We start from the raw sequence: 17,105 nt of genomic DNA on the forward strand, positions 1-17,105 counted from the left end.
AAAAACTGTACACTCGTACAACACTGAAGTCCCAAGCAGCGTTCTATCTGGTCATAACAAGCCGATCGCCAGGCAAGGGTAAGAAGCCACCGAAACCTTTGCTATAGCAAGACTGGCCCTCTGCTTGCCACCGAAGCGCAGTTAGGAGTCCTATGAATCGGAATAGCCTACTTATTGAAATCTTGACGTCCAGCGTAAATCACGGCATGGATGCAAAGCCCGGGCGAAAGTCCCGTCAGCAGCGATAGCGGCATTCTGCTACTACCCGGCCAACCGGCTGGCTCAGTTGAGGCCAGCAGGCCAACAAGACCACAAAGCACGCCTGCTTCCAGCATGCGGCTAACGGCTGAGCACCGCTAACAACTACGCCATGGTGGCCACCTGCAGCGACTCACCGCCATCCTCGGCCCACCCGTGAACTCGACCATGAGCACGGCAATTGATCCATAGAAAAAGTCAGCCGGACTTCCTGCGTGGCATCGTCATGCCCGGAACGCCGCCCGCGGCTGCTGAAGAGTCCGCGGACATATGCAGGGAGTCCAGGCAAAGATCGCGACGACCTCATCGTCCAACAAAGGAGACACCATGACCGATACTGCATCCAGCCTGTACATTGACGGCCGGTGGGAGCCGGCCGCCTCCGGTGCCGTCCGCGAGATCCGCAACCCGGCCGACGGTGAGCTGGTAGCCACGGTGTCCGAGGCGGGCCGGGATGACGCCGAGCGGGCCATCGCCGCCGCCCGCGCCGCCTTCGATTCCGGCGTTTGGTCCAGCGTCCCGGCACCGGATCGAGGCGCCTTCCTGCTCAAAGTTGCCCAAGAACTACGGACACGCCGCGAGAAGTTTGCCCGTGCCGAATCGTTGGACACCGGCAAGCGAATCACCGAAAGCCGGATCGACATGGACGACGTCGCGGCCTGCTTCGAATACTTCGGACGGCTCGCCGGGCAGCAGGCCGGCCGCGTGGTGGACGCGGGGAACCCCGCCGTCGCCAGCAGGATCGTCTACGAACCCGTGGGCGTCTGCGGCCTGATCACCCCCTGGAACTACCCCCTCCTCCAAGCGGCATGGAAGGTCGCACCAGCGCTGGCCGCCGGCTGCACTTTCGTGCTCAAGCCGTCTGAACTGACCCCGTCCACGGCCATTTTGGCCATGCAGCTGCTGCAGGACCTGGGCCTGCCGGACGGCGTGGCCAACCTGGTGACGGGCACCGGCGCGGAGGCAGGTGCCCCGCTCTCGGAGCATCCCGCGGTCGATCTTGTCTCCTTCACCGGTGGCCTGGAGACCGGCAAGCGCATTGCCGCGGCCGCCGCCGGCACAGTAAAGAAGATAGCGCTGGAACTCGGCGGCAAGAACCCCAACGTGGTGTTCGCCGACGCGGACTTCGACGCCGCCGTCGACAATGCGCTGAACGGGGCGTTCGTGCACTCCGGTCAGGTCTGCTCCGCCGGGGCACGGCTGGTGGTTGAGGAATCGATCGCCGTGCGCTTCGTAGACGAGCTGGTCCGCCGCGCGCAGGGCATTCGCCTGGGCGGCCCCTTCGACGAGGCGGCCGAAACCGGGCCGCTGATTTCCGCGGCCCACCGCGACAAGGTCCACGCCTACGTCCAGCGCGGCGTGGAGGAGGGTGCGCGGCTGCGGTGCGGTGGCGCGGCACCTGATGGAGAGAAGTACGACGCCGGTTTCTATTACCAGCCGACCGTCCTGGACCGGGTACGGCGGGGGATGTCCGTCGTCGTGGACGAAGCGTTCGGCCCGGTGGTAACGGTCGAGACCTTCCGCACCGAGGACGAGGCCGTGGCGACTGCCAACGACACGATCTATGGCCTGGCCGGCGCGGTCTGGACCCAGGACGCGGGCAAGGCGCAGCGAGTGGCGTCCCGCCTCCGGCACGGCACCATCTGGATCAACGACTACCACCCCTACCTTCCCCAGGCCGAGTGGGGCGGCTTCGGCCAGTCCGGCATCGGCCGGGAACTCGGCCCAACGGGCCTGGCCGAATACCAGGAAGCCAAGCACATCTACCAGAACACCAGCCCGCAGGTCACCGGCTGGTTCTCTGACCGCAGCAAGGAGAACTAGATGCACACCGACAACATCGAGGACCTGCGCGCGCGCACGTTCGACTACATCGTCATCGGCGGCGGGTCCGCCGGCGCAGCCGTGGCCGCCCGGCTGAGCGAGGATCCGGCCGTGACCGTGGCCCTCGTCGAGGCCGGCCCGGATGACCGCAGCATCCCCGAAATCCTTCAGCTTGACCGCTGGATGGAGCTGCTCGAGTCCGGCTACGACTGGGACTACCCGGTGGAACCGCAGGAAAACGGCAACTCCTTCATGCGCCACTCCCGCGCCAAGGTGATGGGCGGCTGCTCAAGCCACAACTCCTGCATCGCCTTCTGGGCGCCCCGGGAAGACCTTGACGAGTGGGAGTCCAAGTACGGCGCCACCGGTTGGAACGCCGACGCCGCCTGGCCCCTGTACAAGCGGCTGGAAACCAACGAAAACGCCGGCCCCGACGCACCCCATCACGGCACCTCAGGCCCCGTGCACCTGATGAACGTGCCCCCGGCGGACCCTGCCGGCGTCGCACTCCTGGACGCCTGCGAACAGGCAGGCATCCCACGCGCGAAGTTCAACACCGGCACCACCGTAGTCAACGGCGCCAACTTCTTCCAGATCAACCGCCGCGCGGACGGCACCCGCGCCTCCAGCTCAGTCTCCTACATCCACCCGATCATTGACCGGGAAAACTTCACCCTGCTGACCGGCCTGCGCGCCCGGCAGTTGGTGTTCGACGCTGACAAGCGCTGCACCGGCGTCGACGTCGTGGACTCGGCTTTCGGCCGCACCCACCGGCTCTCCGCCCGACGCGAGATCGTCCTGTCCACCGGCGCCATCGACACTCCCAAGCTGCTGATGCTCTCCGGCATCGGACCGGCAGAACATCTCGCCGGGCACGGCATCGAGGTCCTGGTCGACTCCCCCGGCGTGGGTGAAAACCTGCAGGACCACCCCGAGGGCGTCGTCCAGTTCGAGGCCAAACAGCCGATGGTGCAGACCTCCACCCAGTGGTGGGAGATCGGCATCTTCACCCCCACCGAAGAGGGCCTGGACCGTCCGGACCTGATGATGCATTACGGCTCTGTCCCGTTCGACATGAACACCCTGCGCCACGGCTACCCCACCACAGAGAATGGCTTCAGCCTCACCCCCAATGTCACGCACGCCCGCTCCCGCGGCACCGTCCGTCTCCGCAGCCGGGACTTCCGCGACAAGCCCATGGTGGATCCGCGCTACTTCACAGATCCCGAAGGCCACGACATGCGCGTCATGGTTGCCGGCATCCGCAAGGCACGGGAAATCGCCGCCCAGCCCGCCATGGCCGAATGGGCCGGCCGGGAGCTCTCCCCTGGCATCGAGGCACAGACCGACGAGGAACTGCGCGACTACATCCGCAAGACCCACAACACCGTCTACCACCCCGTCGGCACGGTCCGCATGGGACCGGCAGACGACACCATGTCGCCGCTCGACCCCGACCTGCGGGTCAAGGGCGTCACCGGCCTCCGCGTCGCCGACGCCTCCGTCATGCCCGAACACGTCACCGTCAACCCCAACATCACCGTCATGATGATCGGGGAGCGCTGCGCGGACCTCATCCGCGCCAGCCAGCCCGGCGAAACAATGACAGGGGATACCAGACTTAGCGCCTCACTCGCCTGACCGAAAAAGTTCTCGACCGGCGGTGAATTCACGCCGGACCCTGGAATTAGAAAAAAGAATCGCCCAGAATCGGCCGAAACATATCAGGTTTGTAAACACTGCGTTGCAATTCACCTTTGGATCTTCCGCAGAGAGAGACGGCCTGAAATAGTTAATTCGGACGCGCTATACGCAACTTGTATACATTGCGCAACATAGTGCTCGGCTGAACAATCCACGCGCACTGCAATCCAACCTATTGCCAACGGCTTCAACGCCACCCTCTGCATTCCAACTCGTTGGCCCGCGGCTTTAACGACGCATCAAGTAGAAATGGGCACTTATTCCAGCGCACGCTCACACGAGGCGTAGCGGTGGGCTCGTTCAAATGATCGGTCTTGTCCAAGCGCTGCCGAGCAGCGCTCGGACAAGACAAATGCTGCACAAACTTCAAACTGGCAGCACTGTCCGGCAAACCCCTCACCACCAGAAAGGTCACAGCGTTGATATCCGTGCTGGCCGACTCGAATTCTCAGGCCAGCACGCCCTTGAATCAATAACAATTTCCTCTTAGTCCCTACGTGCTGCAAAGGCGGAGCACCTACTCCACAAAGGTGCAGAATTGTCTTCGTCATCAACAACTTCAGCGTCCGCGCAGCCCCGTAACGTTCTTCCTGCTTTACTGGCACTCTCCTTGGGCGGGTTTGGCATCGGCTCAAGCGAATTCATCGCGATGGGCCTGCTCCCCAGCATTACCCAAGATCTCTTCCCCGATGCGTACTCCTCCTCAAGAGAAGCAGCACTCGCTCACTCCGGGTGGCTTGTCGGTGCTTACGCGCTGGGCGTCGTCATCGGAGCACCGACAGTCGCAATCGGCATCGCCAAGCTTCGACAGAAAACCGCTCTCCTGACATTGGTAGCGGCCTTCGTTATTGGAAGTCTCGCCTCAGCAGTACTTCCAAGCTTTGAAGGCATTGTTCTGGCACGCTTCCTTACCGGCCTGCCCCACGGCGCCTACTTTGGCGTCGCCGCGCTCGTCGCGGCCCAACTCCTGGGACCTGGCCGGAGAGGGCTTGCGGCAGCAACCGTTATCGGCGGACTCACCGTCGCCAACGTGATCGGCATCCCGCTGATCACATGGCTCGGGCTCCTTGTCGGTTGGCGGTCCGCGTACCTGGTCATCGCCGGCATCTTCCTCGTAACCCTGGTTTCGATCGCCCTCGTCCTGCCATCCATCGAAACTGATTCCAAGGCCGTCTCGATCCGTGCAGAAATAGGCGTGCTGCGACGTGGCCAGGTATGGCTTGCGCTGGGCATTGGGTCCATCGGTTTCAGCAGCCTGTTTGCGATGTACGCTTACCTCGCGCCCCTGGCGGAGCACTACACGAAGCTCGCTCCTGAGGCATTGCCCTGGGTACTCGCCAGCACGGGCGTTGGAATGACCATAGGCAACTTCGGCGGAGGCTGGGCGGCGGACCGTAACGTTCGCCTCAGTACCTATGCCTCGTTTGCAGTAATGCTCACCGGATTACTCATCTTGACCTCCTACTCTTCAAACCCGATCGGGCTGATCTTGGGAGTAACGGTCGTCGGTATGGGTGCCAGCGCACTGGGTCCCACCCTGCAAACCCGCCTGATGGACGTTGGCAAGGAAGGCCCGACGCTCGCTGCAGCACTCAATCATTCCGCTTTCAATGTCGGCAACGCCCTGGGAGCGGTCATCGGCGGCATGGTGATCTCCGTGGGGCTCGGCTACCTTGCGCCTATATGGACTGGAATCATCTTTTCAGCGGCAGGGCTCGCCATCGCCTGCGTGAGCTTCGCCCTCGATGGCCGATGGGTATCTAAGTTCCGTGAAACCACAGACACCGCTGCGGATACGACCCACTATGCCGAGAAGCCTCTTGTTCGCCACTAAACATCGGCCTCGCAGGGAGGCGATCGGTGGGCTGGTCGGTAGCGCCTCCTGCCGTGCAGCAGCTGGATTCGCTGGTTGCCGTGGCGTCCCGGTTTGCGGCGAGGTTTTCATCGGTGCCTTCTCCTTGTAGTGGGCTACCCGGATCCTTGACGTCGCAATCAGCGGAAGAACTCTCCCGGACTGGGAAAGGGAGAGTTCTTCCGCCGGGGTGCCACCGGCCGCCGACGCACCCGCGGTGCGGGCCTGTTGTCAGGCTCGTTTCAGGTTCCGAACGGATTCCCGTTCGACTAGCTCCACGTCGAGAATCGTCTCCCCGGGCTGTTCCTCTTTGTTTTGCAGGCTCTGGAGGAGCAGGTCGACGGCGGTCGCGGCCTTCCTGTTCAAGTCCTGCGCGATGGTCGTCAATGGAGGCCTGGATGTGGCGGCTATTTCGAGGTTGTCGAACCCCACGACGGACAGGTCATCGGGAACCGTACGGCCCAGGGAGCGAACGCCGTCGATGATGCCGACGGCGAACTGGTCGGCGGTAGCGAAGACGGCCGTGACTTCGGGGTGTTCCGTGCAGAGCGTCACTCCTGCCTCAACGCCGTTTGAATATGTGTCGGCATACGACAGAAGTGCCACCGGTTCGCCGCCGATGCCGGCCTCCCTCAGCGCCTGGAGGTAGCCTTCGTATCTTTCCCGGTCCACCCCGCGTTCGGAAATCTCTGTCCCCACGAAGGCGATTCGTTGGTGACCGTTCTGGATCAGGTGGCGGGTTGCCAGGTACCCGCCCTTTCGGTCGTCAAGGCGAACGTTCATGAAATCGCCGTGCGCTGCGTAGCTTTCCAGCACGACCAGGGGCGTATCGAAGCTGGCGCGCATCTGCTGAATCTCGCTGTCAAGAAAGCCGATGAAGATGGCGCCGTCAAGGTTCCAGGAGCGCAGGGTTCCTGAAACTCCTTCGGTCGCCGATACGCCCCGCAGAAACAGGTAGTATCCGTTTTCCCTGAGCAGGCGCTCTATGACACCAATCACCGCAACGTTATGGGTACTGAGAAAGATCTCCCCACCCTCGGTCGCCGGAAGCAGGACACCCACGAGCCGCGAGGATTTGGCCACGAGACTTCGGGCGGCGGCGCTGGGAACATAGTCAAGCCTTCGTGCTATCTCGGTGACCGTTTCCACGGTGCTCTTGGAGACCTTGTCGTACTTTCCATTGATCACGTTCGACACCGTCATTACCGTGACGCCGGCCTCTTTGGCGATGTCCTTGAGCGTTGTCATCACCTGCACCCCCTCTTCCTGGCCACATCAGCGGCTTTATCTTAAGTCCTTGCCCCGCCATTCGAGTTGCCGCCCCGGGGCCTTGTCCAAGGGAGGCTGCCAAAAAATGCTTGACACGTCTCCCTAGTTTATCGTTATACTCTTCCAAGTTTAGCGTTCAACTAGGCCCAAAATAAAAATTCGACTCCGAACAAGAAGGTTCAGTATGAAACTTGCACGGGCAATTGGCTTACTTGCGGCTTCGGCGCTTCTTCTGACCGGGTGCGGTGCAGGAAGCACCGGCACTGTTGTGGACAAGGCTCCGTCGGGGCTGCCGCTGCAGGGAGAGACCCTGAAGTACGATCCGAACAAGCTCGTCAATGACGGCAAACCGATCGAGTTGGAGTGGTGGCTCTGGGACGGTCAGGACAAGTTCCAGGCGTTTGCTGACTCCTACCAGAAGCTGCACCCCAATGTGACCATCAAGACGGTGAACCAGCCGTGGGAAGCCTACTGGACCAAGCTGCCCCTGCAGCTGCAGTCAGGCAAAGGTCCGGCGCTCTTCAATATCCATAACTCCTATGACGCCACGCTGGATCCCTATCTTGCGCCCTACGACATCGAAGCCAAGGATCTTGAGGCTGATTACAGGGGTGCAGCGGGACACGTTGTGGACGGCAAGGTCAAATACCTCGACTACGGTCTGATGACTGGCCTCATCTGGTACAACAAGAAAATGTGGGCGGAGGCAGGCCTGACGGAACGGGACACACCCAAGACGTGGGATGAGTTCCGGGAAGTTGCCAGGAAGCTGACGAAACGCGATGGCGAGACCATCAAGCAGGCCGGGTTCAACTTCAACGGTTCCTACAACAGCCTCGGCTTCCTGCAGTACCAACGGGGCTACAACGTAATGGCCAAAGATGCCAAGACGCCCGCCTTGAACAACCCGGGCACCCTGGAGAACCTGCAGTACTTCCTGGATCTCTACAACGTAGACAAGGTCGGGTCCAAGGACTTCGGTCCCAAGGCGGTCGATAGCTTCGGCCAGGGCCAAAGCGCGATGATCTACGAATGGGGGCATCTGCGCGGCACTCTCGCGACAGATTACCCCGGCCTTGACTACGGCACCTTCCAAACGCCCACCCCTGAAGCCGGACAGACTCCCTATGCCTTTGACCGGTACAACGGTGAATCCACCCCGGGAATCAACAAGGGCGCCAGTGAAGACCAGCGGGCTGTAGCCCAAGACTTCATGAAGTTCTTCCTGACCGATAAGGCCGATATGAAGAACCTGGTGTTGAACTACTCGCTGGCTCCGGCCTACAAGCCGCTGGAGGGCGACGCTGAAATTTCTGCCAACCCGGTTGTGAAGGCCCTGGGTTCACTAGACCGCTACATCTGGCCTGGACCCATGCCGGCCACCTTCGAAACCAGCATCACGAAGGCATGGCAGGACGTCATTTACAACGGTGTGGCCCCGGAAACCGCCATCGCGGAAGCGCAGGCCACCATCGCCTCTGACCTGGCAAAGACAGATTTCACCTCGGCAGAGCCATCCTACGCACACTACGCTCCAAACCCCCGGTAGCGGACCGAACAGATCGAAGGGAGTGGTGGTTCCCGCTGCGGCGGGGACCACCAGCCAACCATGACACTTTCACTACGACCCCGCGTCACAAGGGCACCGCAAGGTGACACACCTGCACCAACCCCGGTCCGACGCGGTCGCACTTACCCCGGCGAACGCACCCTCCGCAACACGGTCATCGTCATCGTCGCCGGTTCGTTGCTGCTGCTCACCGCATACCCGATTGGCCTGGCCTTTGTCGGCTCCTTCCACTACTGGAACCCGCTCAACGGGGCCTTTGACTACGTCGGGCTGGAAAACTACACAACCCTTCTTTCATCCCCGGACTTTTGGGGTTCCATGATCCGCACGGGACTCTTCTCCGCCGTTGTCATCTTCTTTCGCGTCGCCCTCGGACTGGCTATCGCCGTCGCAATCTTTTCAAAATTGACCCGCGGGAAGACGTTCTTCCGCACCATTTTTTACATGCCGACAGTGACACCCCTCGTGGCGGTCGCCTACGTGTGGCAGATGATGTACAACCCTCAAACAGGTGCAATCAACACCTTTTTTGGCATGGACATGAACTGGCTCTACGACCCCCAGCTGGCCCTTCCCTCCATCATGGCCATGACCATCTGGAAGGACTTCGGCTACGCCGTCATCCTGTTCCTTGCCGGCCTCCACTCCGTACCGGAGGATGCCCTGGAAGCGGCCTCTGTGGACGGAGCGGGCGCCTGGCAACGGTTCTGGAGGATTACCTTCCCGCTGCTGGCCCCCATGACCGTATTCGTGGTCATCACGTCCATCATCTCCTACCTGCAGGCCTTCGTGCAGGTGCTGGTACTCACCAAAGGCGGCCCCGGAACCGCGACGCAACTGATCTCCTACCTCATCTATGACAAGGCATTTGTGAAATACGACTTCGGCTACGCCTCCGCGGCTGCCTTCGTCCTGCTGATCTTTACTGCCCTGCTGACACTCATTTCCTTCCGGTTCTCAGCCGGCCGGAAGAACTCACTGGAAGGGTAGATCATGCGTACCCGCATCGCTTCCGTCATCCTCACCGCGGTCCTGGCCATCCTTGGCCTGGTTACTGTCTTCCCGTTTGTGTGGATGGTGCTGTCCGCCTTCAAGTCCAACGAAGAGATCAACGCTCCCGAACAAACCTTCCTGCCCATCTCATGGACGCTGGAGAACTTCTCGTCCATTGAGGACAAGTTCGATTTCATCCGCCTTTTTGGTAATTCGGTCTTGCTGTCCGTTGTCATCACCGCGATCGTCCTCTACACCTCAGCCCTGGCCGGCTTCGTGATCGCCAAGTACCGCTTCCGTGGAAGGGGCCTGCTGTTCGGATTCACGGTCGGCACCATGATGATCCCGTGGGCGGTGACCATCATTCCGCGCTACACCATGTTTGTTAATGCCGGGCTGCAGGACAATTACCTGTCCATCATCATCCCCGCCGCCATCAGCGGATTCGGGATCTTCATGATGAGGCAGAACATGCACGCCGTACCGGACGAAGTCCTTGAAGCTGCCAGGATCGACGGCGCATCCGAAATCCGCATCTTTCATCGGATCATTCTGCCAATGTCAATCAACTCCATCGCCGCCCTGGCCATCTTCCAATTCCTTTGGGTATGGGACGACTACCTCTGGCCTTACCTGATGATCAGCGACAACGTGAACCAGGTCCTCGCTGTCGGGCTGACCACTTTCGCTGGCCAGTATGGGACCGACTATGGCGGACTATTCGCTGCCACGACAATCTCCGTTCTGCCCGTGATCGTCGTCTACATCATCTTCCAGCGTCGGTTCGTCGCCGGCGTTGCCAGCGCAGCCGTGAAGTAACCAGACTTCATCCTTCCTCCACCATTCCAGGAAAATTCATGACACTCACAACACAACAGCCCTTATCGGCTTCCACCTTCCTGCCCGGCCACCTTCGCCTGGACACCGATCCTGTCCCGTCCGGTGCGCAGACACTCCTTGGTGACAGCTACAGGTTCACTGTGCTGAGCTCACGTATGATCCGCATGGAGTACAGCACCACGGGGACTTTTGAAGACCGTCCCTCCCAGCTGGCCTTGAACAGGAACTTCGAGGTTCCGGTGTTCCGCGTCATCGACGAGGACCACCAGCTCCAGATCATTACTGAGCACCTGCACCTGAGCTACAACAAGAAGCCTTTTTCAGCCAATGGACTGACTGTCCAGGTCAAAGGCAACCTCAGCGCCTACCACAGCCTGTGGCGGTATTCCGAAGCCGGGGAAAACCTCGGCGGCACAGCCCGCACGCTCGATGAGGCGGACGGTGCCATTCCCCTGGAGCCTGGGCTGATGTCCCGCAACGGCTATTCGGTCCTCGACGACAGCACCTCACTTCTGCTCGAAGACAATGGCTGGTTCGCTCCCCGAACAGCAGGAAGCACCGATCTCTATTTCTTTGGATATGGCCGGGACTACCGCGGCTGCCTCCGGGACTTCTACCGCCTGTCCGGCCGCACCCCGCTGCTGCCACGATTCGCCCTCGGCAACTGGTGGAGCCGATACCACCGGTATACCGCCGAAGGATACAAAGCACTGATGGAACGCTTCGAAGCCGAAGGCATCCCCTTCTCAGTGGCAGTCCTGGACATGGACTGGCACCTGGTGGACATCGACCCCAGGCACGGCAGCGGATGGACCGGCTACACCTGGAACAGGGAGCTCTTTCCGGACCCGGACGAATTCGCAGCGTGGCTGCACCAAAAGGGCCTCCGGCTGACCCTTAACGTACACCCGGCGGAGGGCATCCGCGCCCACGAAGACGCATATGCCGCCGTCGCCCGGGACCTGGACATCGACCCGACCACCGAAGACCCTATCGTCTTCGATGCCACCGATCCGGCATTCCTCGCAGCGTACTTCGAACACATCCACCACCCCCTGGAGCGCAGCGGAGTCGATTTCTGGTGGCTGGACTGGCAGTCCGGCAGCCATTCAAAAATCGTGGGGATGGACCCGCTCTGGATCCTGAACCACCTGCATTTCCTGGACAGCGGAAAGGAAGGCAAGAAGCCGCTGACCTTCTCGCGCTACGCCGGCCCAGGGAGCCACCGATACCCCATCGGCTTCTCAGGGGACACTATCGTCACGTGGGAATCCCTGGACTTCCAGCCCCACTTCACTACCTGTGCATCAAATATCGGTTACGGCTGGTGGAGCCACGACATCGGCGGGCACATGGGCGGGTATAAGGACGACGAACTCGCGGTCCGCTGGATCCAGTTCGGCGTCTTCTCACCCATCATGCGCCTGCACAGCGGCGCCAGCCCCTTCACCGGCAAAGAGCCGTGGAAATACCCGGCGGCTGCTGCGGACGCCATGACTGACTTTCTCCGGCTGCGTCACCGCCTGGTCCCGTACCTGCACACCATGAACCACCGGGCAAGCAGTGAGGGCCTGCCCCTGGTCGAGCCGATGTACTACGAATACCCCGAAGAATCACCCGCCTACAGCGTGCCCAACCAGTACCTGTTCGGCACAGCACTGATCGCTGCGCCCATCACCAACCCCTCAGATCCCAAGCTCCACCTCGGCAAGGCAAAGGCATGGCTGCCGAACGGGACCTGGATCGACTTCTTCACGGGGATCATCTATAAGGGCGATCGAAGCATTAACCTTTACCGGCCATTGCATCACATCCCTGTCCTGGCCAGGGCAGGAGCAATAGTTCCGCTCACCCACCAATCCGAACTCAGCAACGGGACGCAGAACCCGGGCAAATTCGAAATCCGCGTTTTCGCCGGAGCATCCGGGACATTTGACCTTATCGAGGACAGCGATGACGCCGATACTATGCCGGTCCGGACGCCGATGCGCCTTGACTGGGACAAAGGCACGTTTACCATCGGACCGGCCACAGGGGAGCTGTCGCACATCCCGACCGCCCGGAACTTTGAGCTCACCTTTGTTGGATTTGAAGCCGGAATGGCTTTCCACGCCACAGCAGGGGCAGAGGAACTAAACGCCACCAGTACGTTCAACGCGGCAACAAACACCACCATCCTGAGGTTGGGCGACATTCCGGTGACCTCCGAGCTGACGGTCACTGTGGCCGGCGGAATGAAACTGGGCGGTAATGAAGCCATCAAGCGGATCTTTGAGAGGCTGGCTGACGCCCAAATCGACTTCGCCACGAAGGAAAGCATTTTTGCCAAAGTCAGTTCCGGCCGCCCCCTCCCGGTCCTCGTCAGCGATCTGCAAGCCCTGGATCTTGAGCCAAACCTCCTGGGTTGCATTCTCGAACTGTTGCTGGCCGACACAACCGATTAACGAAAAACGTGGGGGCATTGAACCGGCCAGGAGCCTCATAGGCTTCTGGCCGGTTCCGGAACGCCCGCCCCCTCTAAATCCCAGGGAGGCCGCTGTTTCAAGCTTTTAAGTGGGGCAATAGCCGCCGTGGCGGCCCGGCCAAGTGCAGTGGTTCCCCGGAGGAGGATGGCCCTCAATTCGCCAAACATTGTCGGAAGGGACGCAAAAAATCCCCCGGTCGCCAAGCCATTCGCGACAGGGCTACGCCCGCGACACCCCTTATCACGTCCCTTGGCTAGTGCGGCCCAGCGGATTGCAGTCCTGTCCAGCGGATCGAGGAAGTGGCCATCCAGCTCTGCGATGGATGAGGAGCCGGCCAAGCCGAACATCACGCTGTGCGCCATGCCGCTTTCCACGCTGGCTGCCGGCTGTAGGGGTTCCATGTATAGGTCGTAGCCCGGCTCCCTGGACATTTTCTCGTAGTAAGGTCGGGCACTATCGATAGTCGGGTGGGCCAACTGTGAGAGCTTCAGCCAGGTCAGGTAGGCAGACTTCATGGCCGGATCCTGGTCGACGACATGCTTCAGCTGCTGGAGGTAATCCTCGCTTACGAAAGCCTCGCTGGCCTCATGCAGCTCCTCATCCATCGCGGCTGACTGCTCGTCCCTGAACGACCAGTCATCGGACTGTGCCTTCTTCATCCTGTCACGACCTGTGGAATTCAACTTGGAAGGGACGCGGTCGAAGGGAGAGGCCGCCCGCCAGGCCGCTGATGTGCGGGCGAGCGGAAAGGCCGCCCTGGAGCACCAGGACCGACCGGCGCAACTCGACAATTCTGACATCGGCCGAGGCCAGCTACTTCAACTACTTCCTGAACAAGAGCGAGTTCAGCAATGGCCCGGACCTCCGCAACAGGTATGCGCACGGGACCAACGCCGATCCTAGCGACGTGAGCGCGCACAGGCAGTCGTACGTCCAGCTCCTCAGAATGCTCGTGTCATTGGTGCTCAAGATCGGCGACGACTTCCAGGTGTCGGTCGCGGGCAGAACACCGCAACTGCCAGAGGCCGCGCAGCTGTTGCTGCAGGGGAACAAATGATCGACGGGGTGTTCACGATCAGGTCCCACAACATCGGACACGCAGCCGTGCTATGCGGAGGAGCATGTCGCTGATCGTCGCCTAGCTCGACGGCAGGCCGAGCCTATCGAAGAACGCCCTGTTCCGCTCTGTGGCCGCATTGACGAGACCGTCGAAGCTGATGACTTCGACGTAGGCCTTGTAGGGCTCGATGTAGCCGAAGTACCCGAGCCCGTCATGTGTCTTGGTCAGGCCCGACAGCTTGCACATGCGCTTCATCGTCGGCGTCAGGTCCGCGATGACGTAGCAGAAAGCCGGCGGCTCCTGCGCGCTCGACGGGATCGGTCGCCCAGTTGCAGTCGCCGCCTTGCCCTCACGGACGCGCGCGACGTAGTCGAGGCACTGTGCGATGGGGTTCTTATCCTCCGCCGTCGCATCATTGCGCATGGGTCGCTTGAGCTCGACGACGACGATCGACTGTAGCGGCAGCTTCTGCCCTTCGGACGCGAGAACGGGCAAGTCCGGCTCGAGCACGCGGGTTGCCAGAATGTCTGGTCTGCTCGTCGAGGCATCGTCCGTGACGGGCATATTCTTGAGCGTCTTGTCGGACGCGAGGTAGTCGTGGAAGACGAGCCGCTCGTCGAGGATCCAGAGGTTTGACGCGTCGACCCCGACCTCGTTCGAGTCCTGCCGCATCGGGAAGAGCAGCTCATGGATACGGTCCTCGCGGGCGTACTTGCCGTTGCCGTCCGACTCGATGAGTTTCGCGAGGATGTCGAGGGTCGTTCGTCGTCGGGCGACGTAGTTCGCCAGGTCGGACTGGTTGAACTCCTTCACCGTCACGAGGTACTTGGCGAGGCGCTCGTCGTAATCTTCGGGCTTGTCGCCGCTCGAATCCGCGAACACGGCCTGGCCCTCTGCCAGCCAATCGGTTTCAATCCTCTGGGCATGCTTGTGCAGCTCCATTTCGAGGTCGGCGTCCTTCATCGACGGGTCCACGACAATCCCGGCTGATTCGATGCGCTTCATGAGCGGGCGGTACTTCGGCCCCTTGGTGCTCACGTATTGGTGGATCCGCTCCTTGCTCGCGAGCTGCCCCGATGCCAGCGGCTCGGTCAGCGCCTTCGCGACCTCCTGCAGGACGCCTGTACGGATGTCGTCGAGCGTCGGCTCGTCGATCAGGGCGTCGCCCGCCATGCGTTCCGGCAGGTCGAAGTCCGTGCGGTCGGCCCTGACGTGGTCGTTGAGGTAGGTCGAGGACAGGTAGCAGACGTAGGTGAACTCGGTTGAGGTGCCGTCTTTCATGCGCGCGTAGAGGCCCGGCAGCTTCCCGGCGATGCTCTCGTCTTTGACGACCCGGTTCGCGGCGCACCAGTGCAGGCGCGGCGTCGCGTTGCGGGCCGAGGTCTTGAGGCGCAGGTTGAGCATCTCGAACGTCTGGCCCTTGACCTCGAACGACGCTGCAGTCTCGGAGTGCCCGAGCTCTTCGACAAAGTCCTTGAGCGAGAACGTCTCATCGTCGTCAGACACGAAGACGTCGGGAGCGCCGCCGTCCCGGAGGAAGTACCAGATGCAGTGCTCGAAGATTTCGCGCGCGATGGCCTCAACCGTCTTCGCCGCGCTCTGCTGGTACGGCTTCTTGAAGCCTTCGAGACACACAGAGCTGCCGGCATCAGTCAGTCCGTCGGGCGCGTCGTCGCGCATGACGTCCTGACTGACCGAGAACCTGAACTAACGTCCCGCAAGGGTTCCACCCTCGTAGTAGGCGCTGCGCACCTCGACGCGATCGAACGCCACGAGCCAGAGGAGCCGACCCACGCCGCGGCAGCCGATACCGGCCTTGTAGTCGCTGTCGAGCGTCTCGAAGGACGTCATGTTGTCGGGCGTGAACCCGATGCCGTTGTCCTCGACGCTGAAGCCGGTGATGATCTTGAGCGGCGCGCGGCCAGGAGAGCCAGCGCTAAGGTCGAACGCGCCCTGCCGCTCCCGGTGAATCCGGACGGTGAGACGCCCTCGGCCAGCGGCATCGTCGGGGAACCGCGCGTCGATCGCCTGGATGCCGTTGACGACTGCCTCGTGGAGCGGGAGCAGCGCATGGGTTTTCGGCAGTGTCGTGTTCCGCACCCGCCCTGCCAGCGATGTCTTCAGCGCCATGATCCCTCCTCCGTTCGTTCGATGTTATGACAGTAGCCGCGACCACTGACGTTGAAACTGGTCATGCCTCGTTCCAGTCTGACTCAACCACTCGACCGGCATACATGAATGTCAATGGGACGAGCTGTCGAGCACGGCCACGTCCGGATCCCCAACGTGACGGTCGCTCGCCCTTGGATCACCGCATGCTCTTCGGCCTCCGCGAACGAATCAATCTAGCGATTTCGCTGGCAAACCGGGCAAAAGTGGCTGGAGCGGTTCATGAACTTTTCGCGTACGATCGGCGTTGCGCATCGCTTGCAGGGGTGCCCAGCGAGCCCATAGACACTTAGACTTCGGGAAAACCAACCGGAATCGCCGTTGACGTTCACGTAGAGGGAATCGAAGCTGGTGCCGCCTGCGGCCAGGGCGTCGTTCATGACGTCGCGCGCTGCCTCGACCAGCCGCAGCGCGTCCGCCCGGCGCAGGGTGTCAGTGGCCCGGGCATAGTGCAGCCGGGACCGCCACAGTGCTTCGTCGGCGTAGATGTTGCCGATGCCGGAAATGATTCCCTGGTCCAGCAGGGCGCGCTTGAGGCCGGTCCTGCGGGACTTGAGCTTCCGGTAGAAGTCCTCGAAGGAGAAGTGCGGGTCCAGCGGATCCCGGGCGATGTGCGCAGCTTCCCCGGCGATCTCGGGCAGGGGCGTTTCCGCCAGGCCGCCGGGGCCGCCGTCGTCCGTGGGAACCAGGGAGGTGACGAACAGTCCGCCGAAGATCCGCTGGTCCACGAAGCGCAGCTGTTCGGGCATGCCGGGTGCGGGGCTTAGCCGGAGGCGGACTTTGAGGTGCTTTTCATCCGGCACCTGCGGGTCCTGCATGAGCAGCTGTCCGCTCATGCCCAGATGCGCCATCAGGGCGACGCCGGTTCCCGGGCTTTCGGGGACGTAACCGTCCATGGCGAGCGGCATCCAGAGGAACTTTCCGCGGCGGACGACGTCCAGCACCGTGGCGTGTTCAAGGGTTCCGGCGAAGTCCTCGGCGCCCAGTGCGTGACGCCGGATGGAGCGTGGATCGAGGACGTCCACCGAGGTGATGGTGCGGCCGCGCACCCAGCGGGCGAGGCCGCGGCGGACCACCTCGACTTCAGGCAGTTCAGGCATG

The 17,105-nt window shown here is 61.7% G+C and carries 13 protein-coding genes; 8 read left to right on the plus strand and 5 right to left on the minus strand.

Annotated elements, in window-relative coordinates:
- Window positions 1–585: 585 nt before the first annotated feature.
- The 3 genes from ACN9M4_RS12065 (at window position 586) to ACN9M4_RS12075 (ending at window position 5,620) form a co-directional block, all read left to right on the plus strand.
- Entirely contained in the window at window positions 586–2,082 is a 1,497-nt protein-coding gene (locus ACN9M4_RS12065; protein WP_426298168.1) for an aldehyde dehydrogenase family protein, read from the plus strand.
- Window positions 2,083–3,723, plus strand: coding sequence for a GMC family oxidoreductase (locus ACN9M4_RS12070; protein ID WP_426298170.1), 1,641 nt, complete (start codon window positions 2,083–2,085; stop codon window positions 3,721–3,723). It begins immediately after the preceding gene.
- A gap of 601 nt (window positions 3,724–4,324) precedes the next feature.
- Window positions 4,325–5,620, plus strand: coding sequence for an MFS transporter (locus tag ACN9M4_RS12075; protein WP_426298172.1), 1,296 nt, complete (start codon window positions 4,325–4,327; stop codon window positions 5,618–5,620).
- Window positions 5,621–5,869: 249 nt separating this feature from the next.
- Here the strand turns inward: ACN9M4_RS12075 and ACN9M4_RS12080 are convergent, their stop codons facing one another.
- Complete coding sequence (locus ACN9M4_RS12080) at window positions 5,870–6,886, minus strand: LacI family DNA-binding transcriptional regulator (protein WP_426298174.1); 1,017 nt, start codon at window positions 6,884–6,886, stop codon at window positions 5,870–5,872.
- 289 nt (window positions 6,887–7,175) lie between these two features.
- Between ACN9M4_RS12080 and ACN9M4_RS12085 the strand changes: the two genes are divergently transcribed.
- The 4 genes from ACN9M4_RS12085 to ACN9M4_RS12100 are packed head-to-tail and all read left to right on the plus strand — an operon-like array spanning window position 7,176 to window position 12,754.
- Complete coding sequence (locus ACN9M4_RS12085) at window positions 7,176–8,456, plus strand: ABC transporter substrate-binding protein (protein ID WP_426298176.1); 1,281 nt, start codon at window positions 7,176–7,178, stop codon at window positions 8,454–8,456.
- A 60-nt stretch (window positions 8,457–8,516) separates the two neighbouring features.
- Window positions 8,517–9,467 (plus strand): carbohydrate ABC transporter permease, encoded by a 951-nt coding sequence (locus ACN9M4_RS12090; RefSeq protein ID WP_426298178.1) that lies wholly within the window; start codon window positions 8,517–8,519, stop codon window positions 9,465–9,467.
- A 3-nt stretch (window positions 9,468–9,470) separates the two neighbouring features.
- The gene (locus ACN9M4_RS12095) at window positions 9,471–10,289 is read left to right on the plus strand and encodes a carbohydrate ABC transporter permease (protein ID WP_426298180.1); all 819 of its coding nucleotides are present in this window, start codon (window positions 9,471–9,473) and stop codon (window positions 10,287–10,289) included.
- Between the two features lie 38 nt (window positions 10,290–10,327).
- Entirely contained in the window at window positions 10,328–12,754 is a 2,427-nt protein-coding gene (locus ACN9M4_RS12100) for a TIM-barrel domain-containing protein (protein ID WP_426298182.1), read from the plus strand.
- A 35-nt stretch (window positions 12,755–12,789) separates the two neighbouring features.
- Here ACN9M4_RS12100 and ACN9M4_RS12105 read toward each other — a convergent pair whose 3' ends face one another.
- Window positions 12,790–13,434, minus strand: a complete 645-nt coding sequence (locus ACN9M4_RS12105; RefSeq protein WP_426298184.1) for a hypothetical protein — start codon at window positions 13,432–13,434, stop codon at window positions 12,790–12,792.
- 71 nt (window positions 13,435–13,505) lie between these two features.
- Between ACN9M4_RS12105 and ACN9M4_RS12110 the strand changes: the two genes are divergently transcribed.
- Window positions 13,506–13,832 carry a hypothetical protein gene (locus tag ACN9M4_RS12110; RefSeq protein ID WP_426298186.1) on the plus strand — a complete coding sequence of 109 codons (327 nt, stop codon included), beginning with the start codon at window positions 13,506–13,508 and terminating at the stop codon, window positions 13,830–13,832.
- An 81-nt stretch (window positions 13,833–13,913) separates the two neighbouring features.
- On the opposite strand, the gene ACN9M4_RS12115 is transcribed toward ACN9M4_RS12110, so the two are convergent.
- The 3 genes from ACN9M4_RS12115 to mutM form a co-directional block, all read right to left on the minus strand.
- The gene (locus tag ACN9M4_RS12115; RefSeq protein WP_426298188.1) at window positions 13,914–15,515 is read right to left on the minus strand and encodes an ATP-binding protein; all 1,602 of its coding nucleotides are present in this window, start codon (window positions 15,513–15,515) and stop codon (window positions 13,914–13,916) included.
- Window positions 15,516–15,542: 27 nt separating this feature from the next.
- Window positions 15,543–15,965 carry a hypothetical protein gene (locus ACN9M4_RS12120; protein ID WP_426298190.1) on the minus strand — a complete coding sequence of 141 codons (423 nt, stop codon included), beginning with the start codon at window positions 15,963–15,965 and terminating at the stop codon, window positions 15,543–15,545.
- Window positions 15,966–16,180: 215 nt separating this feature from the next.
- Complete coding sequence (gene mutM, locus ACN9M4_RS12125) at window positions 16,181–17,104, minus strand: bifunctional DNA-formamidopyrimidine glycosylase/DNA-(apurinic or apyrimidinic site) lyase (protein WP_426298192.1); 924 nt, start codon at window positions 17,102–17,104, stop codon at window positions 16,181–16,183.
- Between the last annotated feature and the right edge of the window lies 1 nt (window position 17,105).

The organism is Arthrobacter sp. R-11 (assembly GCF_049913155.1).
In the GTDB taxonomy this organism is placed as follows: Bacteria; Actinomycetota; Actinomycetes; order Actinomycetales; family Micrococcaceae; genus Arthrobacter.